The following is a 23610-nucleotide window of genomic DNA, read 5'->3' on the forward strand; positions in this document are numbered from 1 at the left end:
AAGAATCAAGGGCTGGCGGCCATGCCTTCCGCAAGCTTCAGCGCTTCGATCAGACTGGTTGGATTGGCCCGGCCGGTGCCTGCGATATCAAAGGCGGTGCCGTGGTCGGGCGAGGTGCGGATGAAGGGCAGGCCCAGCGTCACGTTCACGCCGCGGTCGAAATCCAGCGTCTTGATCGGGATCAGCGCCTGGTCGTGATACATGCAGACCGCGGCATCATACCTGGCGCGGGCGGCGGCGTGGAACAGCGTGTCTGCCGGATGCGGGCCGGTGAGGCCATGGCCTTCGCCTTGCATTTCCGCGATCAGGCCGGCGATCCAGTCCTGCTCCTCGCGCCCCATGGCGCCGCCTTCGCCCGCGTGGGGGTTGAGGCCCGCCACCGCGATGCGCGGCTTGGCGATGCCGAATTGCCGGCGCAGGCCGGACGCGGTAATTTCGATGGTCTCGCGCAGCAGGGCCGGGGTCAGCACCCTGGGCACGTCCTTCAGCGGGATATGGATGGTGGCGGGCACCACCCGGAGCTGCTGGCTTGCCAGCATCATCACCACCCGCGCGCCGCCCGCGAGATGGGCGAGGAACTCGGTATGGCCGGGAAAGGCAAAGCCCGCGCCGTCGATCAGCGCTTTCTTGTGGATCGGCGCGGTGCAGAGCGCCGAGGCCTCTCCTGCCTGAACCAGCTGCACGCCGGTTTCGATCGCACGGATCACGCCCGGGGCGTTCTTCGGGTCGGCCGTGCCCTTGGCGGTGCCGCCCTCGAACTGCAGCGGCAGCACCGGCAGGGCGGTGGCGCAGGCGGACATTGCTTCGCTTGGGACGGCGATTTCCTTCACGGCCGTGCCCGCAGGCAGGTGGCGCGGGTCGCCGATCCAGAAGAACGGCAGATCACCCTTGAGCGCCGCCCAGGCCTTGGCCGCGATTTCGGGGCCGATGCCGCCCGGCTCGCCGCAGCTCAGCGCAACCGGCGCGGCGCGGCTCATTTCACCACGATCCGCGCATCGGCTTTCAGCTGCTCCAGATAGCTGTCGGTAAAGGCGGCCATGCGCTGCTGGGTGAGCGCGTTGGCGACGTTCTCCCGCGTGCCGCCTTCGCCCAGCTCGGCGGTGCGGCCGCAGAGCATCAGAAACACCAGGGTCTGGCCGTCGTTGCGGGTCAGAGTGACGGAACTCTCGCCCGGATCGAGCTTGGCGAGCTCCAGCGCGACATCCTGCGGGATCTCCGCGGGCGGCAGGCTCTGAATCTCCAGCACCGAAGGGTCCTGGCCCTTGGCGATGCCGTAGAGGTCCCCGCACTGGTCGGCACGGGCCGCGACCTGTGCAGCAGCGGCAAGCGCCTCCGGGGTGCGCCCGCCGGGAATGTAGTAGGTGGCGTATTCGATCGCCGAATAGCGCGGGGGCCCGCCCGCCGCCTCGCGGACGCCGCGCATCTGGAACAGCGCCACCGCGCCCTGCAGCGGCACCGGCTCGGAAATCTCGCCCGGGTCCAGCGCCAGCACTACCTCCTGCAGCTGCGGCGGCAGCTTGGCGAGCGGCATCCAGGGCAGGCGGCCGCCGTTCTCACGGCTGCCGGCGGCGCTGTACTGCGTGGCGGCGGCAGAGAAGCGCTCGTAGCTCTTCAGCTTGGCCACCTGTTCGATCAGTTCCTCAACCTGCGCCGCGTTTTGCTGAGTGAGCGGCACGATGAACTCGCTCAGCAGCACCTCGACGCTGCCGCGTCCTGCGGAGCCCATGGCGCGGTCGATTTCCTCGGGCGTGGGGCGGGCGCGCGACAGAAACCGGGAGCGGGCGAACTCGCGCCAGCCGATCCCGACCTTGGCAAAGTCGCGCAGGGTCTCGCGGGCGACCCCATTCCGCTGCAGCACCGCCACGAACTCATCGAGCGTAAGGTTGGCGCGGCCAGCAAGCTCCTCCATGCCGGCCACGATTTCCTCCTCGGTCGGGATAATGCCCGCCTGTTCCATCGCCATCAGCTTGAGCCGGTCGTTGATCAGCTCCTCGCGGGCGGTCTCCAGCGGGTCGCCGGGCACCCGCAGCACTGACTGGAAGCGCGCGCGCTGTTCCAGCTCATAGCGGGTGATCACCTCCTCGTTGACGGTCACCGCCGGGGCAAAGAGGTTCTGTGCGGCTGCGGGCAGAGCGGTCCAGGCGAGGCCGGCGGCCAGCACCAGCGCAGCGCAGCCGTTCAGCGCGCGAAGGAGCGCGCGGGGCAGAACACGGGGAAACACACGGGCCGGGTTCGGGGATTTCACGTCTTGCTGCATGTCCGCCTGTATTGTTTGCTGCCGCTTTTCACGGAAAAACCGTTGAGTGAGATGGTAAAGCCGAAATCCGTTGCCGGCTCAATACTTGTTGTGGAGGTATAGCGGCGGTTGACCGAAAGGTCGACCGTCACGCATTCGGTGCTGTAGGCCACGCCCACCCCGGCCCGGGTCGCGCGCCCGTCGGAGATGTCATAGCGCAGCCGGGCGCTGGCGGACCAGCTGGGGTTGATGTCGTAGCTGCCGTCGAACCACATCTCGGAGGCCTCTTCGCTGCGGTCCTCCTGCGGGTCGGTGCCGAGCCAGAGGTAGCTGCCGGTAAGGTTCACGCGGTCGGTGCGCCAGTCGCCGCGGAACTCGGCCTTGGAGAAATTGGCCGAACCGCTCAGCAGGCCGCGCGCGGTAAGCGCCAGGTCCTGGCCGTAGCGCAGCTGGCCAGCCAGGAGGATATCCGAGGAGGTGCCGCCGAGGCCGGAGCTCTTGGTGAAGCGGCCGTCGCCATTGTGCCGCAGCACTTGGCCGGCAGTGGCAAAGGCCTGCCAGCCGCGGGTGGCATAGCGCGCCCAATTGGCGCCATAGACCAGCGTGAGCCCTTCTTCCCGGGCGTCGGTGGCCGGGAAACGCGACAGCGACAGCAGGTTGCCCTGGTCGTACTCGACAAATCTGCTCTCCTCGCTCGGCACCGTGTCGCCGCCGCTGCCGCGCCAGGCGATCTGGGCGATCGGCTCCAGGTATTGCACCGCGCCGCCACCCTCCAGCCGCCGCATCGGCAGGCGCAGGGTCAGGGCGGTGCGCGGCGTGAGGCGGCTTTCCTTGCCGGTGAAGACATCATCGTCATAGGTATTGAAGGCATCGGCGGCGAGGCCGGTTTCCCATTCCGCCAGTACGCCGCCTTCGATCTGCCAGGTCCGGTGCCAGCCCACATCGGCGGAGAGCCGGGCAAGGTCGCGGCCGTTGCTGGCATTTGCGGTGGCATTGAGCCCGGATTCGCGGCGGTGGCCGTGGACTTGCAGTGTTGTCCGCAGCTCGCCGCCGCCGCGCAGGTAGCGCCGCTGCAGAAAGGCATCGGCGATGGCCGAGGGGATCAGGCCCTGTTCCTCGCTGTCGCGCAGAGTCTTGAAATGGTTGAGCGAAACACGGAACAGCTGGTCCCGGTCTGCCTTGGCCAGCACCGCCTCCGAACGCACCCGGTCGAGGTCGGGCAGACCGTAATCGGCCAGGTAGGCGTCGTCGGAAACGGCCCTGAGGTCGAGGTCGAGGCTGTAGCCGCGCCGCAGCGCAAAGGCGCCGCCGGCAAACAGGTAGCCGCGGGCCTGATCCGGCTGCAGGTCGTCGCGTGTATAGGCGCCGTTCACCTCGATGCGGCCATTGCGGAAGGCCTGGCGGTACCGGGCGCCCAAGGTCCGGGTCTTGGACGACAGGTAGGGTTCCAGCGTCAGGTCGCGGTGCGGGCCGAGGGTGAAGAAGTAGGGCACCTTCAGCCCGGTCGCGAGGTTCGAGGTGGTGCGCAGCGAGGGGATCAGGAAGCCGCTGGCCCGGTCCAGCGAAGGGTCGGGCAGGCGGATCGCCGGGAAGTAGAACACCGGCACGTCGAGCACCCTGAGCTGGGCGTTCTCGAAATAGAGCTGCTTCTCCTGCTGGTCGTGCGTCACCCGTTCGGCCCGGATCTGCCAGAGCGGCGGGCGGCCGTCCTCACAGACATGGCAGGAGGTGACGGCGGTTTTGTAGAGCTGGGTATAGCGCCCGCCCACACGGGTCATCTGCAGCGAGGCAAGCTGAACCTGCTGCTGGAACACCATCCGGGCTCCCGACAAAATACCGTCGCGCAGGGTGCGGTCCAGCTCGGCGGCGCTGGCGAGGATGGTGAATTCGCCGCCCTGGTCGATGCGGATCGGGCCCTCGATCTCCAGCGCCCCGCTGGCCTGGTCGAAGGTGATCCGCCCGGCGCGCAGGCGGATGTCGCCCTGGAAGGCCTCGACGTTGCCCTCGGCCACCAGCCGGCGCTCGGGCGTGATAAAGACCTGGTCGGCGACCAGCGTGGCCGGGCCGCTCTCGGCCTGCGGCGCGGCCTGAGCTTGTGCCCGCGCTGGAGCAGGGGCATTGGTGAGCGCCATCCAGGGCAGCACGGCGGAAAGGAGCAGCGCGCGGCGCAGATTACCCGTCTTCGGCATGAAGCAGCAGTCCCAAAGTCAATAGAATGGCAGAGATCGGCGGTGCCCAGGCGGCCAGCGCCACCGGGATCTGCCCGTTTTCCCCGAGGATCTGCGCGAAATTGCGGATGAAATACAGCCCGAAGCCCAGAAGCACCGCCATCAGCACTGCAAGCCCCGTGCCTCCGAAGCGGGTGTGCCGCATGGTGAAAGCCGCACCCACCAGCACCATGGCGATCAGGAACAGCGGCCGGGCAAGCTCAGCCTGATACCAGACCTCGTAGCGTTTGGTGGTGAAGCCCGCATCGGACAACTCGCGGATGGTATCGGGCAGGTCGTAGATTGAAATGCCCCGCGCGGTGCCCAGCGTGTCGCGGATGCGGTCGGTGGTGAGCGTTGTCGGCAGGCGCAGCTCGTCATGCTGCGCGGCACCGCTTTCGGGGTTGATGCCCGCGGCCAGCGGCCAGGTTTTGGCGCTTCCAAGCACCCAGACCGCGCCATCCAACCGCGCGCTTTCGGCAAAGATCCGGCGCACCGGGCCTGCGGATTGCGTATAGCTGTGGATGGTCACGCGGTGCAGGGTGATGTTGGCGGCCTCGCCGCTGTAGCCCTCGGCGTGGATCACCGACTGCCCGCGCGCCCCTCCCTGGCGCAGCCACAGGCCCTCGCCGCTCAGCGAAAGCGCCGAGGCGCCCCCGTTGCGGTAGGTCTCCGACAGGTCCTGAAACCGGTTCGAGGTCGCCGCGACAATCGGGTTCAGCATCGCCACCGCAAGCCCGCCGATCAGCCCCGCCACCAGGACCGGCGCCGCCAGCACCCGGATGCCGGAGCGGCCGATGGCACGGGTCACCACCAGTTCGCTGCTGCGGGCCAGCCCCACGAACAGCACGATGGTGGTTAGGATCATGATCAGCGGCAGGAACTCGCTCAGCGCCGCGGGGGTATTGAGCAGGGTAAGGCCGATGAGCTGGCCTGCGCTCAGATCCTGGCTTTCGAAGCGGCGGATCTGCTCGTTGAGGTCGATGAGGATCACCAGCGTCATCAGGACGCCGCAGATCACCAGGAACCACTGCAGGAAGCGGCGCGCATAATAGAGATCGAGCTTCATGCTGCGGCCTCCTCCGCTGCCGCCGCGCGGAAGCGCCGCGGCCGGGACGCAAGATGCAGGAACACCAGCGCCACCCCGATGCCGAGGAGCGTCGGCACATAGATCAGCGGCCAGAGGCCCGGGTCCTTCAGCACCGGTTCGGAGACCACCCCGCGCATGCCCTCAATGAAGATCAGCACCACAAAGGCCAGCATGGCTTGCCGCCAGACGCCGAACCGCGAGAACGTTCCCAGCATCAGGGCGGAAAACCCGATCAGTGCTACCGCAACGCAGACCAGCGCCCGGGCAAAGCGCAGATGCAGCTCCTCGGCCTGGGCGCCTGGACTGTGGCCGTCGCTTTTGGAAACTGCCTCCGGGGCCAGCAGCAGCTCATGACTGGGAATGGCGCGGATGTTGCGGGCGCCCGCGCCTTTGTCTTTTGCCAGCGTGCTGATGTCATAGGAAAAGTCGGAAAAGAAAGTGGTCGACAGACGCTGCGTTGCGGTGTCGAGCCGCTGCGCCATGCCGTCAACCATGATCAGATGCGCCTTGCTGCCGTCGCGCACCAGAAAGGCGCGGGCACCGGTATAGGTGGTGACCGTCGCCGGGTCGCGCCGGTCCGACAGGAAGACATCGCGCATGGTGCCGTCGGGATCGATCTGGCGGATATAGAAGGTGACGCCTTTCGCCGGATGCAGGAAGTCGCCCTCGCTCAACAGCTGCGCGGTCACGTTGCGGGCCACTTCGCTCTCGCGGGCCTCAAGCTGGTTGATCGAGGCGGGCAGCAGGTAGTGCGTAAGGGCCGACATCATCAGGGCCGCGATCACACCGAAGACCAGCGCCGGGCGCGCCATCTGCCAGGGGCTGGTGCCGGTCGCGCGCAGCACTGTGAGTTCGCTTTCGCCATTGAGCCGGTTGGTCACCCAGACCGCGGCGCCGAACACCGCGATCGGCAGCACCATGCGGATCAGGTTGGGCAGCGCCAGCGCGCTGAACTCCAGGAACACCAGCGCCGACTGGCCGTTTCCGATCAGCCGGTCGAACAGCACCACCGCCCGGTTGACCCAGAACACGGCCACCAGAATCAGTGCAAAGAAGCTGAAGAACAGCAGATACTGGGACAGCACATATCTGTCGTAGCGTGACACCCGATCCCCCGGACCCTGCCGTTAGCGATTGCGCCGGACCTTAGTGGATTTGCCGGACGGGGAAAACTGCAATCTCCGCCGCGCCTTGGGCGCCGGCGGCGGGCCGCGCTGGGACTGGTCAAGCGCCGCCGCAGCCGCTACCACTTCGGCCAGAATAAACGTGACCCCGACAGGAGCGCCCAGAATGAGCAGTCTTATCCCGATCCGCTTTGCCGATTTCGATGTGAAGGCCATGGCAGAGATGACCGGCCGCGTCGCGGTGACGGTCACCCCCGACGGCACCCTCGGCCAGGCCGCCCGCAGCGCCAACCGGATGGCCAAGGGCGGCATCGCCCGGCTGGTCGAATCGCAGGCTTTCGCAAAGGCAAAGGCCGGCGACGTTTTCTCGCTCGCCTGGCCCGCGGGAATGCAGGCGGAGGCGCTGGACGTGGTGGTGCTGCCGAACAAGCTGACCCCGGTGGAGGCCCGCAAGGCGGGTGCTAAGCTGATGAGCCAGGCAGGCGGCAAGCCGGTCACGGTGATGGCGGGCGGCATGGCGCGCGCCGCGGACTTTGCAATGGGCATGGCCCTGCGCGCTTACAGCTTCGACGGCCACAAGACCCCCGCAGAGGATGCTTCGGATCCCGAGGTGGTGATTGCCTGCAAGGCGCCGAATGATCAGGAGGCGGCATGCGCGCCACTCCTGGCCGTCGCCGAGGGCGTGCTCATGACCCGCGATCTGGTGAACGAGCCCGCCAACGTGCTCACCACCACGGAATTCGCGTCCCGCATTGAAGCCATGCGCGGGATTGGTCTGGAGGTGGAGATCCTCGAGGAAGCCGATCTGGAAGAGCTGGGCATGCGCACGCTGCTGAGCGTGGGGCAGGGCTCCGACAGCCCCTCCAAGGTCGCCGTGATGCAGTGGAAGGGCGGCGAGGCGGATGCAGCGCCGCTGGCGCTGGTCGGCAAGGGCGTGGTGTTTGACACCGGCGGCATCTCGCTGAAGCCCGCCGCGGGCATGGAAGACATGACCATGGACATGGGCGGCGCCGGGGTGGTCGCGGGCACCATGAAGGCGCTGGCGCTGCGCAAGGCGAAAGCCAACGTGGTTGGCCTCGTCGGCCTGGTGGAAAACATGCCCTCCGGCAACGCGATCCGCCCGGGCGACGTGGTGAAGTCGATGAAGGGCGACACGGTGGAGATCATCAACACCGACGCCGAGGGCCGGCTCGTGCTCTGCGACGTGCTGTGGTACGCGCAGGAGCGTTTCAACCCCGCAGGCGTCATTGACCTCGCCACCCTGACCGGCGCCATCATCATCGGCCTGGGCCACGAGAACGCGGGCGTCTTCTCGAACGACGACACGCTGTGCAGCGCCTTCCTCAAGGCTGCCGCGGCAGAGGACGAGGGCGCCTGGCGGATGCCCTTGGGCAAGGCCTACGATGAGCAGCTGAAGTCGCGCGTTGCCGATATGAAGAACGTGGGCGGCCGTCCCGCGGGCTCGATCACCGCGGCGCAGTTCCTCCAGCGCTTCATCAAGGACGGCACGCCCTGGATCCACCTCGACATCGCTGGCGTCGCCTCGGTCAAGTCGGACACCGATTATGCCCCGAAAGGCGCCACCGGCTGGGGCGTTATGGCGCTGAACCGGCTGGTCGCGGACGCGTTCGAGGCAGGTTGATCCGGCAATGGGGGCTGCCTACTTCTACCACCTGACCCGCCGCCCGCTGGAGGAGACCCTGCCGGTGCTCCTCGAAAAGGCGCGCGGGGCGGGCTGGCGCATCGCCGTGCGCGGCCAGAGCGAAGAGCGCATGGCCTGGCTGGACCAGCGCCTGTGGCAGGGCCCTGCGGACAGCTTTCTGCCGCACGGGCTTGCGGGCGGCCCCCATGATGCCGAGCAGCCGGTGCTGCTCACCACCGCGCCGGAGGCCGCCAACGCGCCCGATTGCGTGATGGCAGTGGACGGCGCCGCCGTGACCGCCGAAGAGGTGCAGGCGCTGGAGCGGGTCTGCATCCTGTTCGACGGCACCGACCCGCAGGCGGTGGACCATGCCCGCGCCCAGTGGAAGGCGCTGACCGGCGCTGGCTGCGCGGCGCAATACTGGTCCGAGGAATCCGGCCGCTGGGAGAAGAAGGCCGAGAAATGACCTCCGCCGCGGCCCCTGTGCCGCGGCGGCATCCGGTTCTGCCCGCTCTTGCCTGTCCGATCGCCCCGCGCCGGTCTCAGTACCCGTAGCGGTAGGGCTTGCCGTAGTAATAGCCGTCATAACGGAACGGCCGCCGCTGGTGGCTCAGGTGGCGGTGGTGGTGCCGCCGGGTGCCCGCGTGATGGCGGTGGCCGTAGTGGTGATAGTAGACCTTCGGCTTTTGATGATGCCGGTAGGCGCGGTGCTCGTGCCGGTTGTCGCTGATGCCCTTGGCGATGATGCCAAGTGCCACGATGCCCGCCAGCGCCCGGGCGAAGTCGCGGCCTGAATCATGCGCAGCAGCGGGCGCCGGCACCATCAGGCCCGCGGCCAATGCGAAAGCTGCGGCAGTGGAGGTAAGGAATCCAAGGCGGAACATGCGGCCTCCTTTCCGGTTGCGGCCCTCGTGGGCGCGCGCCGGCAGGAGATGCCTGGCAATGGATCTTGGATGGGATCGCAGGCGGTCTCCTGCCTGTGCAGCCCCGAAAGGCCGTCCCCATGATGCGGCAGCAAAGCGCGCAACACCATCCCCCGGGCGGTGAACTCTGCTCACAGCTGCGGGAGGGCAGCGGAGGTCCGCAGCGCCTCACGGCAGGCCGCGGCAGCACGGCCGGCACGGCCTCAGCGGGTCAGCAGCAAGGCGCCGCCGGTGATCTCGATGCTGCTCCAGCGCTGCAGATAGCCCATGCCCAGCAGCGACTGCTCCAGCGCGCCCTGGTTGACCCAGACCCGCACGTCGCGGTCAGTGATGCCGCCGAGCGAGATCTCTTCAATCCAGACCGACGCGGTGCGCACCTCGCCATTGGCGGTCTGGGCGCGGCCGAGATAGGCGAGGCTTTCGGTGTCGATCCCCGCCCGCTCCGCATCCGCCCCGTTCAGAACCACTTCGCTGGCGCCGGTATCGACAAGGAACTCCACCGGTGTGCCGTTCACCTGCAAGGTCAGGTAATAATGCCCGTCCCGCGCCCGCGGCACCTCGACCCGGCCCGCCTCCGTCAGCACCGATTGCTGCGGCCGCACGGTCTGGCGGATGTCCTCCCACAGCCCATAGGCCGCGATCACGCCAAGAAAGATCAGCGCCCAGACCGCGAGCATCTGGAAGGTCTTGCCCAGGCTCTGCCGGTTCTGCACGAAGACCCAGCCCCCGATCACCGCCAGCAGCAGGCCGAGATAGACCAGCCGCCCAATGTCATGTTCGCCCATCCGCATACCTCCTGCTCTTGATGTAGGCAGGACGCGCGCGGATGCTAGGAGGCAAAGCCGAAGGCGCGCAGCCCGTCGAGCACGAATTGCACCGACAGGGCCGCCAGCAGCATCCCCAGGAGCCTGGTCACCACGGTGATGCCGGTCTTGCCCAGCATCCGCTCCAGCACGCCGGAGAACAGGCACATCACCAGCAGGATCGCCAGCACAGCCAGCACCACGCCCATCACCGTGGCAAAGCCGGTGAAGCCCGGCTGCTGGCCCGCCAGCAGGATCACGGTGGCAATCGAGCCCGGCCCGCCGATCAGCGGGATCGCCAGCGGGAACACCGAAGGATCGTCGAACTCCTCCTCTTCGCTGCGGTCTTCGCGGCGCTTGTTGCGGCGCTCGAACAGCATGTCGAGCGCGGTGAGGAACAACAAGACCCCGCCCGCGATGCGGAAGGCGGGCATGGAAATGCCGATGAAGCCCAGCACCGCCTCGCCGAAGGCGGTGAACAGCGCCAGCACGAAAGCCGAGGTCACGATGGCGCGGACTGCGACGCTGCGCCGCTGCGCGGGCGCCATGCCTTGCGTCAGGGCGAGGAAGATCGGGGTAAGGCCGATCGGGTCGATGATCACGAAGAGCGTGACGAAGGAGGTGATCAGGAATGCGGTGTCGATCATTGCGCCTCGGCCTGCTCCAGTTTCTCCAGCGCCGCCATCCACAGCCCCTCGGCCCGCTCCAGCGCCTCGAGGCACTCCGCGTGCTTCTTCTGCCAGACCTCGATATCGGCGGCCTTGCCCGGCTCGTAAAGGCTAGGGTCGGCGAGCTTTTCGTCAAGCTTTTCACGCATTTCGCTGAGCTTTTCCACCCGTGCCTCGGATTTGCGCACGTCCGCGCGCAAGGTGGTGAGCACATCGCGGGAGGCCCGCTTGGGCTTTGCCGGCTTGGCGGCCTCGGCCTTGGCTGCGGGCTTCTCGCGCGCCAGCAAGAGCTCGCGGTAGCTCTCCAGGTCGCCCTCGTATGGCGTGACCGTGCCCCCCGCCACAAGCCACAGCCGGTCGGCGGCAAGGCTCAAAAGGTGCATGTCGTGGCTCACCAGGATCACCGCGCCGGAATAGGCGGTGAGCGCCTCCACCAGCGCCTCGCGGCTTTCGATGTCGAGGTGGTTGGTCGGCTCGTCGAGGATCAGGAGGTGCGGCGCGTCGATGGTGGCGATGAGCAGCGACAGACGCGCCTTCTGGCCGCCCGAAAGCCTGCCCACCTCGGTCTCCGCCTGCGCCGCGCCAAGGCCGAAGCCCGCCAGCCGCGCGCGCCATTTCGCGGGCGCCTCCTCGGGCCGCAGGCGGCGCAGGTGGTCGAGCGGGGTTTCATCCACGTGCAGCTCATCGACCTGGTGCTGCGCAAAATAGCCGATCCTGAGCTTCGAGGACCGGGTCATCTTGCCCGCCATCAGCGGCAGCCGGTCCGACAGCAGCTTCGACAGCGTCGACTTGCCCTGGCCGTTCTTGCCCAGCAGTGCGATGCGGTCGTCCTGGTCGATCCTTAGGTTCAGCCGCTTCAGCACCTCAGTCTCGCCATAGCCGGTGGTGCCGCCCTCGATATGGATGATCGGCGGCGACAGCTCCTCCGGCTCGGGGAAGGTGAAGGCGCGCAAGGCGGCTTCCTGCGGCGTGGTGATCGGCTTCATCTTGGCGATCATCTTCAGCCGCGACTGAGCCTGCACCGCCTTCGACGCCTTGGCGCGGAACCTGTCGACGAAGCTTTGCAGATGCGCGCGCCGCGCCTCCTGCTTGCGGGCCTCGGACTGCGCCGCGAGAATGCGCGCCGCACGGGTCTCCGCGAAGGTGTCATAGGGGCCCTGGTAGAAGGTGAGCTTGCGGTCCTCCAGATGCAGGATCGCTCCCACCGCGCGGTTCAGAAGCCCGCGGTCATGGCTCACGATCAGCACGGTGTGCGGGTATTTCGCCAGGTAACTCTCCAGCCACAAGGCACCTTCGAGGTCGAGGTAGTTGGTCGGCTCGTCCAGCAGCAGGAGGTCAGGCTGCGCAAAGAGGACGGCGGCCAGCGCCACCCGCATCCGCCAGCCGCCCGAAAAATCCGAACAGGGCCGCTTCTGCTCCTCGTCGTCAAAGCCGAGGCCCTTCAGGATCGATGATGCCCGCGCCTCCGCCGACCAGGCGTCGATATCGGCAAGCCGGGTCTGCACTTCGGCAATGCGCGCCGCGTCACTTGCGGTTTCCGCCTCCGCCATCAATGCCGCGCGTTCGGTATCGGCGGCCAGCACCGTGTCGATCAGCGAGACATTGGACGAGGGCACCTCCTGCGCGACCCCGCCGATGCGCGCCTTCGACGGCAGCGAGATGCTGCCGCCCTCCAGCGCCAGCTCGCCCCGGATCAGCCGGAACAGCGTGGTCTTGCCGGTGCCGTTGCGCCCCACAAGGCCCACCTTGTGGCCGGTGGGAATGGTGGCCGAGGCACCCTCGATCAGGGGGCGGCCTTCGACGGAATATGTGATGTCCTGAATGCGTAGCATGGCAGCGCTCTTAGCAGAGCGTCCCTGCCGCCGCTACGGGGAAAAACGCGGGCGGGGCAGGGGAGCTTGAGGGCCGCGGCATTAGGACGGGGCCGGGACGGAGCGGCATTCTGGTAAGCCCGCTCACCATGTGGTAGCACCGCCCGGGCAGCCCCTGTCCGAGGATCCCCAAATGCCCGCCGCGCCGACCCCGCCGCATATCGCCACGCTGATCTTCGTCACGGCCCTCGCTGTGCTGTCGCTCAACATGTTCCTGCCGTCTCTGGCCCGCATCGGCGAGGACTTCGAGGCGCCTTATGCGCTGGTGAACCTGTCGATTGCCGCCTACCTCGCGGTGTCCGCCGTGCTGCAGCTGGTGATGGGACCCCTGTCGGACCGGTACGGGCGCCGCGTGGTGATGCTGGTGTCGCTGGCCATTTTTGTGGTGGCCTCCATTGGCTGCGCGCTGGCGGAGAACATCTGGGTCTTCCTCGGCTTCCGCCTCTTGCAGGCCACAGTGGTGGCGGGGCAGGTGATCAGCCGCGCCGCAGTGCGTGATATGCACTCCACCAGCGAGGCCGCGGCCAAGCTTGGCCATATTTCCATGGCGATGGCGCTGGCGCCGATGCTGGGCCCGATGCTCGGAGGCTTTCTCGAGATGGCGTTCGGGTGGCGCGCGGGCTTTATTCTTTATACCGCGCTGGGTGCGGGTTTGCTGCTCTTTGCCTGGCGCGACTGGGGCGAGACCAACCGCCACCCGTCGGCCACCTTCGGCGCCCAGATGCGCACCTATCCGCAGCTTTTCACCTCGCGGCGCTTCTGGGGCTACAGCTTCTGCGCCGCCTTCTCCATCGGCGGCTTCTTCGCCTTTATCACCGGCGCGCCACGGGCGGCCGAAGCCGCTTTCGACCTCAGCCCGGCGATGCTGGGCCTTGGCATCGGCATTATTACCTGGGGCTTCATGGCGGGCAATTTCGTGACTGGCAGGCTTGCTGTGAGGGTGCCGCTCCTGAGCCTCATCATCGCGGGCCGGCTGTTCGCGGTGGCGGGGCCGGTGACGGGGCTTTTGCTGTTCCTCTCCGGGCAGGGCAGCGTCTGGGTGTTCTTCGGGGCCGCGATCCTCGTGGGCTTCGGCAACGGGCTCACCCTTGCCAATGCGCAGGCCAGGCTGATGTCGGTGCGCCCGCATCTCGCGGGCAGCGCCTCGGGGCTGTCGGGCGCGATGACCGTGGCGCTGGGCGCGGTGCTCACCTCCGCCACCGGCGCGCTCACCACGGCCGAAAACGCGCCGCGGATGGTGCTGGGGATCATCCTTGCCTCGAACGTGCTCGCCCTCCTGTCGGCGCTCTATACCCGCTGGGTCGACCGGCGCGAGCCGCTGCCGGACCTGACCTGAGGCTGGCCGCAAGCCGTGCCCGATACCGCGTCCGAAACCCCGTACGCACGCCAATCTCCCCCTTCCCAAGCCGCTGCAGCCATGCTACCCGGCGCGCGGTATTTACGGGCCGGGGGCCAATCCCCGGCCCGCTCAATAAGGAGAACGCCAAATGGCTCTGGAACGCACCTTCTCGATCATCAAGCCCGACGCAACCCGCCGCAACCTGACCGGCAAGATCAACGCCAAGTTCGAGGAAGCGGGCCTGCGCATCGTCGCGCAGAAGCGCATCCACATGACCAAGGAACAGGCCGGCAAGTTCTACGAAGTGCACGCCGAGCGCCCGTTCTATGACGAACTGTGCGAGTTCATGTCCTCCGCTCCGGTCGTGGTGCAGGTGCTGGAAGGCGAAAACGCCATTGCCAAGAACCGCGAAGTGATGGGCGCCACCAACCCGGCCGACGCCGCACCCGGCACCATCCGCGCCGAGTTCGCTGAATCGGTTGGCGAGAACTCCGTGCACGGCTCCGACGCGCCGGAGACCGCCGCCGCAGAGATCGCCTATTTCTTCTCGGGCACTGAACTGGTCGGCTGATCCGCCGCTGCCGGGAGCAAAATGCCAGGGCCGCATCGGATATCCCGGTGCGGCCCTGTTCGTGCCCGTCGCCTGTATTCTTGCCCGCCCCGACGGTTGTGCTGTCACTGTCTGGCACGCAGACCCTTGCAGGCAGCTCAGTGCATCCGCATTTGCGGGTCTTCCGCGGCGCCTTGCCCCTGACGGGGCGGCGAGTGGTGATGGTTGCGGCCAGACCCCGGGCGTGCGCTGCGGGCCATGCGCTTGGCGAGTGGCTCGCGCGTCGCCGCCTCGCGCTCCAAATGGCGGCGCAGCAGTGCAACATTGCGGCTGTTTGCCTTCCAGCCGATATCGAAGATGTCACCCACCAGCGGAATTGAGCCGATCAGCGCATCGATGCCTGTATTTACGGCCATTCGCGCCAGTACAGGCTTGGGCGCGCCCATCCGGTGCGCGGACATGATGATGTAGCCTGCCGGCAGCAGCGTCAGCGCATCGCCGATACCCGGGACCAGGCCGAGGATGCTGTCCCAGCCGACCCGCGTGCCGATCACCGGCAGGCGGAATGCCTTGTCCATGCGCCCCGCCAGCCGCTCCAGCTGAGACAGGCGCTCCTGATGCAACAGCGGGGTGTCAGGCATGGTCCGGCGTCCTTGCGATGATCCAGACTGCATGCACGATGCCGGGGATGTAGCCAAGAAGGGTGAGCAGGATGTTGAGCCAGAAGTGCTTGCCAAAGCCGACCTGCAGGAACACACCCAGAGGCGGCAGAAGAATGGCGAAGATGATGCGGATCAGGTCCATACCGGATCTCCCTGTTTGATTACGGCTGTTGCCGGACTAACCCGCAGGAAGTGGTTATGGTTCCGCTTCAGCTGTTCTCCCGGGAACCCGGCCGCTGATGAAACGGCGCTTGGCATGCAGCCGGCGCCGAGACTGCGGCGGCAATCTGCGTCCGGACAAAGCGCGGCCAGCCCGGCAATCACGGGCGGCGCCACGGGAACACTTGCGCGGGCTGTGCGCTGACACTCGCCTGCCGGCTGCGGGCCATTTGGCTATCATCCCGCAACGGTCAGCCAAACGCCCCGCCGCCGCCAAGCTCACCTCCCGAAACTGGGCCGCTCAGCCGGCGTTCGGGGCTCGCGCCGCAGGCCGTGTGGCCAGCGGGCCTGGCCGCGAAGAGGGCGGGCTGTACTTGCGCGCTATTTATCCGGCGCCCGGCTCGTCCTCTTCTCAGAACCTGGAGGACGGGCGCCCGGCCGGGAAATCACCCCGATCATGTCCAGTGCCGCTTCCAGCTCGGCGCGGCCGCGGTCGAAAGCGCATGCCTTGATGTCGTCGAACCGCTTGCGCAGCTCCTGTTTCTCCGCCCCCTTGCAATCGTTCCAGGGGCGCCCCTGCAGCGCCATCACCAGCACATAATAGCCGATAAAATGCGGCCGCGTCCCGCTTTGCAGCAGCCGCGCATAGGCCGCATCCGCCCCGAGCGCACGCAGTTCCTCAGCCGAGGCGATGCCCGCGCGGGCACAGGCCTCCTCATAGGCGGGGCCGAGGTTGCGGATCGAAGAAACCGGCGTGTTCATGCTTTGTTTCTACATGTCACGGGCACCCCTGTCACCTGCCAAAACCGCGGCCGGAGCGCTTTTGCCGGGGAATTGACGATTGACAGTCGCAAAGCGTGCAGAAAGCCTGCGCCGACGGCCGCCAGTCGATGCGGCGGGCATCCGGGGGGAGAGATGAACGGAAGCGGGCAGGGTATTCAGCAGATTCGGAACTTCGACCTCTTCAACCCGCCGCAGGGGTTCATCGAAGACCCGTTTCCCTTCTATGACGCTCTCCTGCGCGAAGCTCCTGTGCTGCGGCAACCCGACGGCTCCGTGCTGCTCTGCCGCCACGGCGATCTGGACCGCATCTACCGCGACACCACGCTGTTCTCCTCGGACAAGAAGGCGGCCTTCGCGCCCAAGTTCGGCCCCGGTTCGCCGCTGTTTCAGCACCACACCACTTCGCTCGTCTTCTCCGATCCGCCGCTGCACACGCGCGTACGCAGGATCATGACCTCCGCGCTTACCCCGCGCGCCATCGCCCGGATGGAGCCCGGGCTGATCGCGGCCGTGGATGCGCTGCTTGACCGGATGGCGGGGCGGGAGAAGGTGGATCTGATTGCGGATTTCGCCGCTGCGATCCCGGTGCAGATCATCGGCAATCTGCTCGATGTGCCGATGGCGGAGCGCGGGCCGCTCAGGGACTGGTCGCTGGCCATCCTCGGCGCGCTGGAGCCCGCGGTGACCCCGGCGCAGCTGGACGCTGGAAACCGGGCGGTGGAGGTGTTCTCGGCCTATCTCGGCACCCTGATCGCCCGCCGCCGTGCTGCACCGGGCGATCCCGGAACCGATGTGCTCACCCGGCTGATCCGGGGTGAGGGGGCGGATGCGGAGCTGAGCCCCGCCGAGCTGATCCAGAATTGCATCTTCATCCTGAACGCGGGCCATGAAACCACTACAAACCTGATCGGAAACGGTCTGGCTCTGCTGCATGATTACCCCGAGCAGAAGCGTTTGCTGCTGCACCAGCCCGGGCTGATCAAGCCTGCGGTGGAGGAGATGCTGCGCTTCCGCTCGCCCAACCAGCTCGGCAACCGCATCACCACCGCGCCGGTGGAGATCGGCGGGCAAGAGCTGCCCGCGGGCACCAATCTGCATCTGGTGATCGGCGCCGCCAACCGTGACCCGGCGGCGTTCGAGGCGCCGGAGGTCTTCGATATCACCCGTAAACCGAACCGGCACCTGGCCTTTGCGGGCGGCCCGCATGTCTGCGTCGGGCTGAGCCTTGCGCGGCTCGAGGCGCAGGTGGCGGTTTCCCGTTTGCTTGACCGCTTCCAGGAGTACCGGCTCCTGCCGGGGCGGGTACCGGGAGGGCGGATCCGCTTCCGCGGCTATGCGGCGCTCCCCGCGGTGCTGGGCTGAGCCGCGCAATCGGCCCCGCGCCTATCCCTTTGCGCTTCCTGCGCCGCTTTTGCCCGGCGCGGGCCACCCCCCGGATAGCAGACCTGAGGAAAGCCTCCGCCTATTCTGACTTCCGCAAAGACAGGGTGCAAAAGGAGGTTCGCGATGATTTACCCGATTGTTCTGGCAAGCGGCGGTGCCGGGGAAACTGCCACGCAGGCCGAAGGCCTGCCAGCTCATTTCGCCGCCGGACCGGGGATCGAGAGCCGCTTTCAGGCGCATTTGAGTGCACTTGCCGCGACCCGCTGCGCAGCGCCTGTCGTGATCACCGGCACCGGCTGCCGCCTTGCCGCTGCCGCACAGGCCGCCGCTGTTCAAGGCGCTGCGGCCGCCGGGCCCGAGCTTTTGCTGGAGCCTGGGGCCAGCAAGCCCGCCGCGGCGGCGGCGGTGGCCGCGCTGCGCTTCCAGGACCGTCCCGAAGCGCTGCTGCTGTTCACGCCGGCCAGTCATCTGTTCGGCGATGCCGGGGCGCTGGACAAACTGCTTCTGGAGGCGGTTCCGGCCGCAGCGCAGGGGCGCATCGTGGCATTTGGTGCGGCGCCGGGCAGCGCGGCGCTGGGGTTTGGGGTACTTGACTGCCGCAGTGCGCGGCCTGGCCGCAGCCCGCAGCCCGCGGTTCTGCTGCCTTCTGGCTGCAAGCTGACCGAAGCCGGGCCCGGCGCGCTGCACAACACCGGAATCTATCTGCTACGGGCGGGCACCTTGCTGGCGGTGCTGAAGCGCTGCGCACCGCGCATCCTCCAGGCGGCCAAGGCTGCGCTGGCCGGCGCACGGCGCTCCTGTGGCGCCTTGCAGCTCGGCACCGCGGGCTGGCAGCGGGCGCGCCCGTCCAGTTTCGAAGATGCCATCGCCAGCCGCGCGGGCTCACTGGTGGCGCTTGCCAGCGGGCCAGCGGCGGATGTCTTCGCGCATTGGGAGGCCGATCGCTGCGCCCCGTCTTTTGCGGCTCCTGCCGCGCCGGCAGCGGCCGAGTGCACCGTGGCGACGCTAGCATCTGCGCCATGGCCCGGCGCCGGTACCCCCGGCAACGCCGACGCTCCTCCGCCGCTGTCTCTTGCCGCGGCGGGCGGGCAGCAGGTCACCGGCGGAACCGGCCGTTATCCGGCGCCCGAATTGCAGCTGTCCGGCCCGGGAGACTGGGAGCGTGCGGTCCGGGTGAAGCGGCTGGAGCTGCTGCCGGGAGAGCGTGCGCATGTGCCCGCGGGCACGGGGCCCGGCCACCTGGCGGTGCTGCAGGGCTGCGCTCTCCTTTCCGGCCGCGGCCGCAGCCGTCTGCTCTGGGAGGATCAAAGCGCGGTTGTGCCGGCAGGCGGTCTGGAGATCGAAAATCCCGCCGGGGCACCGCTGCACGCTGTGCTGGTGGAAGTCGGCCCGGACCGCACGCCTGGGCTGGCGCCTGCAGAAGTCCGTCCGGACCCGGCAGCGGCGATCATTTCACTGCGTTTCCGGGGCGGCGAAGAAAAGGCAGCCCGCCCGCGCCCCTGCTGAAACCGGGCCGGAAGCCCGGCCGATCCTGGGGTTCGCGGTGCGGCCGGAACTGCCAGGGCCGCCAGGCGCGGGGCGGGCCGCAGGCCGCGGCCATGCTGCGCCAGGTTTGCCCAGTCCGGCGCTGCAGCGCGTTATTCCGGCACGGCCGCGCCATCGCAATCAACCGGTGCTGAAACTCCTGCGATATCAAGCGGTACGGAAATCAGAACGGGGAACCGGCCGGGTGCCGGGGCCGGGCGCATCATGCTGCAGCCGGCTCTGCGTCAGAGCAGCGCCGCATCAGAGCAGCTCCGCGTCAGAACAGCCCCGCCTCCTTCGCGGTCAGCGCCGCCTGGGTGCGGTTCTTCGCCTCCAGCTTGCGGCAGAGCGTGCGCACATGCAGCTTGATGGTCACCTCCTGCAGCTCCAGCTCGCGTGCGATCTCCTTGTTCGACAAGCCGCGGCACAGCCCGTTCAGCACTTCCAGTTCCCGCGGGCTGAGCCGTTCCGCAAGGGGATGCGCCGGGGCCGCGGCCTCCTCCCGCATCAGGTTCACCGGCACGTAGATTTCGCCCGCGCTCATGAAGCGCACCGCGTTCAATAGCGACTGGGCGCCCATCGTCTTGGGCAGGAAGCCGACCGCGCCGCTGTCCAGCGCCTCCTGGGCGGTGCGGGTGGGGGCGCTGCCGGAGAGGATCGCAACCCCCTTGCCGCCATTGGCCTGGAGCGCCTTCCCGAGCCCGTCGAGCCCCATCATCCCCGGCATGTTGTAGTCCAGCAGCACCAGGTCGAACGGTCCTTCGTCATCGATCTGCGACAATGCTCCGGCCAGGTCCACCGCCAGGCTCACTTCGGCGCCGCCTTCGGACTTCAGGTAGGCGGAGATGGTTTCCCGGACCATGTCGTGGTCGTCTGCCAGCAAAATGCGCATGAATTCTCGGACCTGTTGTGGCTGTACCGGGCCAAAGTGTCACGGAAAGGTTGCCAAACGGTCAATTTGAAGGGGAGCCCGGCGCGGGCAGCCGGTAAGCCCGTGTTAGGAAGCTTGCGCTATGATCAGCGGCGTCCGGTCCGGCCTATACGGAAGGTCAGGACGCTATACGCCGTAACCTGTGCCCTGCCGCTGACCTTGTGGCAGGCTGCACGCAGCAGGACTGTAAGACGAAGACCCAGGCCCGAAGACCGCCTTGCGGGGACCGAACCGCAAAGGCCACATCAGGAGCAATACAGCCGTGTGCACACGGCTGCCTCAGAAAAGGACATCCACATGAAAGCTTGGATCACCCGGTTTGCGGCCGCCGCCGCGTTCGCCTTCACCGCCCTGACAACCGCCGCCGCTGCCGGCGGGGCCCCGGTGCTCACCCTGCGGCTCGAGGGCAGCGCCGCCGCGCAGCAGCTGAGCCTCGATGACCTGCGGGCGATGGATACCGTCACCTTCGAAACCGAAACGATCTGGACCACCGGCCCGCAGCGCTTCACCGGCGTGCCGCTGGCCGATCTGGCAGCGCGCCTCGATGCCCAGGGCCGCACGGTGCTGGCCCAGGCGGTGAACGACTATGCGGTGGAAATCCCGCTGCCGGCCCCCGGCGAGGCGGGCCCCGTCGTTGCTTTCGAGCGCAACGGCGCGGAAATGCCGCTGCGCGGCAAGGGGCCGCTCTGGGTGGTCTATAATTATGACAGCGATCCCGCCTTCCGCACGGAGGAGGTCTATTCCCGCAGCATCTGGCAGCTCGACCGCATCGAGCTGCGCAACTAAGGCCGTCCCGGCGATGCGCAAAACCGCCCTCCGCTTCCCCGAATTGCCGGGCTGGGTTCTGGTCCTGGCACTCGCGGCAGCGGTGGGGCTGGTGGCGCAATCACTGCGCCTCGGCTACCAGGTGGTGCATCGGCTCGACAACCTTTCGACCGCGGCGACGGACAACATGCAATGGAGCCTGTCGCAGGCCGAGGTGGAGCATCTGAAACTGGTGCAGGCGGCTGAAGCGGCAGAGGAACTTCCGGCTCTGGCGCATCTCAGGCGCCAGTTCGACCTCTACTACAGCCGCATCGCCACCTTCCGCGACAGTCCGCTGTTCGCCGATCTGCGCGGCACCGGGCCGGGCGCTGCGCTTCTGGACCGGCTGCAAGGGCGGCTTGACGCGATGACCGGCTGGATCGACGGCCCCGATGCAGCGCTGCTGGCTGCGGTGCCGCAGATCCGGGGGGTGCTGGAAGAGAACAGCGGCGACGTGCGCGAACTGGCGCTCTTGGGTGTGGTGCTGCAAAGCGACATGCAGCTCAGCAAGCGCCTGGAACTGATGGCACTGCTGTCGCGGCTGGGCTGGGTGGTGCTGGCGCTGGTGCTGGCGCTGGCGCTCACGGCTCTGACACTGGGCGGCCTTTACCGCGCGGGCCGGCGGCTGGCGGCGGCGCGCACCCGCACCGCCAAACGGATGGAGGCAATGGTGGCCTCTTCGCTCGATGCGGTACTGCTGGCCGGCGCCGACGGCCGCATCCGCGAGTTCAACGGGGCGGCCGAGGCTATCTTCGGCTATACCAGCGCCGAGGCCAAGGGCCGGGCACTGGCTGATCTGATCGTGCCCGACCACCTGCGCGACGCACACCTGGAGGGGCTGCGCCGCTTCGCCCGCAGCGGCAAGTCCCGGGTGGCGGGCAAGGGGCGGATCCGCCTGGAAGCGCGGCGCAAGTCGGGCGAGGTGTTTCCGGTGGAAATGTCGCTCGCCATCAGCCGCTCGGAGCGCGACACCGTCTTCATCAGCTTCCTGCGCGACATCTCCGACCGCATCGCTGCCGAGGAAGAACTTCGCCGCGCCCGCGACGACGCGCTGGCGGGGGAGCGGGCAAAGGCAAATCTGCTTACCGTAATGAGCCACGAAATGCGCACTCCGCTGACTGGCGTGCTGGGCGCGATCGACCTGCTGGAGGCCACCGGCCCCAGCGCGGACCAGCAGCGCTACCTGCAGGCCATGCGGGTCTCGGGCGAGCTTCTGCTGCACCATGTGAACGACGTTCTGGAGCTCTCCCGGCTGGAGGCGGGCCGGGATGCGGAGACGCCGCGCGTTTTTGACCTGGCCGCTTTGGTCAGTGATCTGGTGGAAAGCCAGCAGGCCACAGCGAAGATCAACGGCAATACGCTCTCGCTGCATTGCAGCCTCGGGGGCACTCCTTATGTCTCCGGGCAGCCGCGGGCGGTGCAGCAGGCGCTTTTGAACCTGATTGGCAATGCGCTGAAATTCACCCGCGAGGGTGCGGTCAGCGTCGATGTGGAGCGGCTCCCGGGGTCCGATATGGTGGAACTGCATGTCGCAGACACCGGCAAAGGCATTCCGGCGGCCGATCTCGAGCGTATTTTCGAGGATTTCACCATGCTGGATGCGAGCTACCGCCGCGGCAGCGAGGGCACCGGTCTGGGACTCGCCATCACCCGCCGCCTGGTGCAAGCGATGGGCGGTGAAATCCGCTGCGAAAGCGAGGTCGGCGAGGGCAGCCTGTTCACCATCACCCTGCCGATACCCGCCGCCGATGCCGATCTGGCCGCCCCGCAGGAGGAGGAGACCAGCGCGGCGGAGCAGGGGGCGGGCCCCCGGCGTCTGCTGATCGCGGAGGACAACGACATCAATCGCGAACTGCTCGCGCAGATGCTGAGCGGGCAGGGACACACCGTGACCGCGGTGCCCGGCGGCGCCGAAGCGGTGGAGGCGGCTTCCAAGGAAGCCTTCGATCTGATCATAACGGACATCAGCATGCCCGGTGTCGACGGCATCGAGGCGCTGCGCCGCATCCGCACCAGGAACCTGGCGGAGGGCATCGAGGTTGTCGCGCTCACTGCCCACGCCGCCGCCGAGGATCACGCCCGCATCCTGGAGGCGGGCTTTGCCGAGGTGCTGACGAAGCCGGTGAGCCCTGCCGCCCTGGCCGATCTGGTGGCCCGCCGCGCCCGCAAGAGTTCCGCCGCCCCGCCGCCCGCTCCGGCTGCCGCGGCGGCAAAGCAGGAGGCCGAAGCGCAGCAGTCCGATATCCACCAGTTCTTCGACGCGCTGGGCCGCGACCGCGCCCGCGGGTTCCTGATCGATTTCTGCGAGGATGTGCGCCGCCTCAGCGGAGGCTTGCAGGAGGCGGACCGGCTCAGCGACGGCCAGCGCAAGGAGGCGCACCGGCTGGCGGGTTCGGCAGCGGTCCTGGGGCTCACGGGGCTGCGGGCCGCAATGCTGGACATCGAAACTGCCGAGGAAGGCAGCACGCCGCCGCAGGACGTGCTGGCACAGTCCTGGCGCGAAGCGGAGCAGGTGCTCGCCCCGCACCTGCGCGGCTGACATGCGGCGCCATCCAGGGCATCAGCGGGGCGCTGTCTGGGATTGCATTTGGACCGCATGACCCGGCATATCGTGCTGACCGTGCTGACCGTGGTGCCGTTGTGCCGTTGTGCCCTGAAGGGCGGAGCAGCCACGCAAACCAGTGCAACATCCGCGCAGTGCCACCCCGCGTAACGCAAGCTTCATGTTCGCATCAAGATTGCGGGGCGTGAGACCGTCATGGCGCATGGCAATTGATCTGTCTCAACAGGAGCCGCCGGCGTTCCTGCACCCTGCGGGGGTGACATCTGGCCTGGCGCTAAGATCGCGCGCCGCGCCGGCAGAGAAGTCTTTCAGCCCTGCCGCCTTATTCCCCGCCGTTATGACTGCAGC

General features: G+C 67.8%; 21 protein-coding genes. 8 read left to right on the forward strand and 13 right to left on the reverse strand.

From position 1 onward, the window contains the following. Positions 1-5: 5 nt before the first annotated feature. The 5 genes from pdxA to lptF are packed head-to-tail and all read right to left on the reverse strand — an operon-like array spanning position 6 to position 6639. On the reverse strand, positions 6-977 hold the full coding sequence (pdxA, locus tag ACOHWE_RS01170; protein ID WP_420663550.1) for a 4-hydroxythreonine-4-phosphate dehydrogenase PdxA: 972 nt from the start codon (positions 975-977) through the stop codon (positions 6-8). Beyond that, positions 974-2257 carry a peptidylprolyl isomerase gene (locus ACOHWE_RS01175; protein ID WP_420663551.1) on the reverse strand — a complete coding sequence of 428 codons (1284 nt, stop codon included), beginning with the start codon at positions 2255-2257 and terminating at the stop codon, positions 974-976. The genes pdxA and ACOHWE_RS01175 overlap by 4 nt, the downstream gene beginning before the upstream one ends. Beyond that, positions 2242-4425 carry an LPS-assembly protein LptD gene (locus ACOHWE_RS01180; RefSeq protein ID WP_420663552.1) on the reverse strand — a complete coding sequence of 728 codons (2184 nt, stop codon included), beginning with the start codon at positions 4423-4425 and terminating at the stop codon, positions 2242-2244. The genes ACOHWE_RS01175 and ACOHWE_RS01180 overlap by 16 nt, the downstream gene beginning before the upstream one ends. Continuing rightward, positions 4409-5512: an LPS export ABC transporter permease LptG gene (gene lptG / locus ACOHWE_RS01185; RefSeq protein ID WP_420663553.1), complete on the reverse strand. Its 1104-nt coding sequence runs from the start codon at positions 5510-5512 to the stop codon at positions 4409-4411. Before lptG ends, ACOHWE_RS01180 begins: the two co-directional genes overlap by 17 nt. Next, positions 5509-6639 carry an LPS export ABC transporter permease LptF gene (gene lptF / locus ACOHWE_RS01190; RefSeq protein ID WP_420663554.1) on the reverse strand — a complete coding sequence of 377 codons (1131 nt, stop codon included), beginning with the start codon at positions 6637-6639 and terminating at the stop codon, positions 5509-5511. The genes lptG and lptF overlap by 4 nt, the downstream gene beginning before the upstream one ends. A gap of 184 nt (positions 6640-6823) precedes the next feature. Between lptF and ACOHWE_RS01195 the strand changes: the two genes are divergently transcribed. Both ACOHWE_RS01195 and ACOHWE_RS01200 read left to right on the forward strand, forming a co-directional pair. Then, positions 6824-8299 carry a leucyl aminopeptidase gene (locus tag ACOHWE_RS01195; RefSeq protein WP_420663555.1) on the forward strand — a complete coding sequence of 492 codons (1476 nt, stop codon included), beginning with the start codon at positions 6824-6826 and terminating at the stop codon, positions 8297-8299. 7 nt (positions 8300-8306) lie between these two features. After that, entirely contained in the window at positions 8307-8765 is a 459-nt protein-coding gene (locus ACOHWE_RS01200) for a DNA polymerase III subunit chi (protein ID WP_420663556.1), read from the forward strand. A 76-nt stretch (positions 8766-8841) separates the two neighbouring features. Here the strand turns inward: ACOHWE_RS01200 and ACOHWE_RS01205 are convergent, their stop codons facing one another. The 4 genes from ACOHWE_RS01205 to abc-f form a co-directional block, all read right to left on the reverse strand. After that, positions 8842-9183 (reverse strand): hypothetical protein, encoded by a 342-nt coding sequence (locus tag ACOHWE_RS01205; RefSeq protein WP_420663557.1) that lies wholly within the window; start codon positions 9181-9183, stop codon positions 8842-8844. A 242-nt stretch (positions 9184-9425) separates the two neighbouring features. After that, entirely contained in the window at positions 9426-10007 is a 582-nt protein-coding gene (locus tag ACOHWE_RS01210) for a retropepsin-like aspartic protease family protein (RefSeq protein ID WP_420663558.1), read from the reverse strand. A gap of 44 nt (positions 10008-10051) precedes the next feature. After that, positions 10052-10672, reverse strand: a complete 621-nt coding sequence (locus ACOHWE_RS01215; protein ID WP_420663559.1) for a MarC family protein — start codon at positions 10670-10672, stop codon at positions 10052-10054. Further along, a complete protein-coding gene (gene abc-f / locus ACOHWE_RS01220) occupies positions 10669-12525 on the reverse strand; it encodes a ribosomal protection-like ABC-F family protein (RefSeq protein WP_420663560.1) in 1857 nt (618 codons plus the stop codon). Before abc-f ends, ACOHWE_RS01215 begins: the two co-directional genes overlap by 4 nt. 172 nt (positions 12526-12697) lie before the next feature. Between abc-f and ACOHWE_RS01225 the strand changes: the two genes are divergently transcribed. Then, complete coding sequence (locus tag ACOHWE_RS01225) at positions 12698-13900, forward strand: multidrug effflux MFS transporter (protein ID WP_420663561.1); 1203 nt, start codon at positions 12698-12700, stop codon at positions 13898-13900. Positions 13901-14051: 151 nt separating this feature from the next. Then, the gene (gene ndk / locus ACOHWE_RS01230; protein ID WP_420663562.1) at positions 14052-14474 is read left to right on the forward strand and encodes a nucleoside-diphosphate kinase; all 423 of its coding nucleotides are present in this window, start codon (positions 14052-14054) and stop codon (positions 14472-14474) included. A gap of 137 nt (positions 14475-14611) precedes the next feature. Here the strand turns inward: ndk and ACOHWE_RS01235 are convergent, their stop codons facing one another. The 3 genes from ACOHWE_RS01235 to ACOHWE_RS01245 all read right to left on the reverse strand — a co-directional run bounded on the left by ACOHWE_RS01235 (position 14612) and on the right by ACOHWE_RS01245 (position 16036). Next, positions 14612-15094, reverse strand: a complete 483-nt coding sequence (locus ACOHWE_RS01235) for a DUF4112 domain-containing protein (RefSeq protein ID WP_420663563.1) — start codon at positions 15092-15094, stop codon at positions 14612-14614. After that, positions 15087-15257, reverse strand: a complete 171-nt coding sequence (locus tag ACOHWE_RS01240; protein ID WP_420663564.1) for a YqaE/Pmp3 family membrane protein — start codon at positions 15255-15257, stop codon at positions 15087-15089. Before ACOHWE_RS01240 ends, ACOHWE_RS01235 begins: the two co-directional genes overlap by 8 nt. A 398-nt stretch (positions 15258-15655) precedes the next feature. Beyond that, positions 15656-16036 carry a TfoX/Sxy family protein gene (locus tag ACOHWE_RS01245; protein ID WP_420663565.1) on the reverse strand — a complete coding sequence of 127 codons (381 nt, stop codon included), beginning with the start codon at positions 16034-16036 and terminating at the stop codon, positions 15656-15658. Between the two features lie 153 nt (positions 16037-16189). Here ACOHWE_RS01245 and ACOHWE_RS01250 point away from each other — a divergent pair, with 153 nt between their 5' ends. Both ACOHWE_RS01250 and ACOHWE_RS01255 read left to right on the forward strand, forming a co-directional pair. Beyond that, positions 16190-17419 carry a cytochrome P450 gene (locus ACOHWE_RS01250; protein ID WP_420663566.1) on the forward strand — a complete coding sequence of 410 codons (1230 nt, stop codon included), beginning with the start codon at positions 16190-16192 and terminating at the stop codon, positions 17417-17419. Between the two features lie 144 nt (positions 17420-17563). Then, a complete protein-coding gene (locus ACOHWE_RS01255; protein ID WP_420663567.1) occupies positions 17564-18946 on the forward strand; it encodes a hypothetical protein in 1383 nt (460 codons plus the stop codon). 295 nt (positions 18947-19241) lie between these two features. Here the strand turns inward: ACOHWE_RS01255 and ACOHWE_RS01260 are convergent, their stop codons facing one another. Then, complete coding sequence (locus ACOHWE_RS01260) at positions 19242-19856, reverse strand: response regulator transcription factor (protein WP_420663568.1); 615 nt, start codon at positions 19854-19856, stop codon at positions 19242-19244. Between the two features lie 336 nt (positions 19857-20192). On the opposite strand from ACOHWE_RS01260, the gene ACOHWE_RS01265 reads away from it, so the two are divergent. Further along, on the forward strand, positions 20193-20681 hold the full coding sequence (locus ACOHWE_RS01265) for a putative pterin-binding protein (RefSeq protein WP_420663569.1): 489 nt from the start codon (positions 20193-20195) through the stop codon (positions 20679-20681). Between the two features lie 13 nt (positions 20682-20694). After that, a complete protein-coding gene (locus ACOHWE_RS01270) occupies positions 20695-23238 on the forward strand; it encodes a PAS domain-containing hybrid sensor histidine kinase/response regulator (RefSeq protein ID WP_420663570.1) in 2544 nt (847 codons plus the stop codon). Positions 23239-23610: the final 372 nt, after the last annotated feature.

The sequence above is a fragment of the Cribrihabitans neustonicus genome, assembly GCF_048820895.1.
Lineage (GTDB): Bacteria > Pseudomonadota > Alphaproteobacteria > Rhodobacterales > Rhodobacteraceae > Cribrihabitans_A > Cribrihabitans_A neustonicus.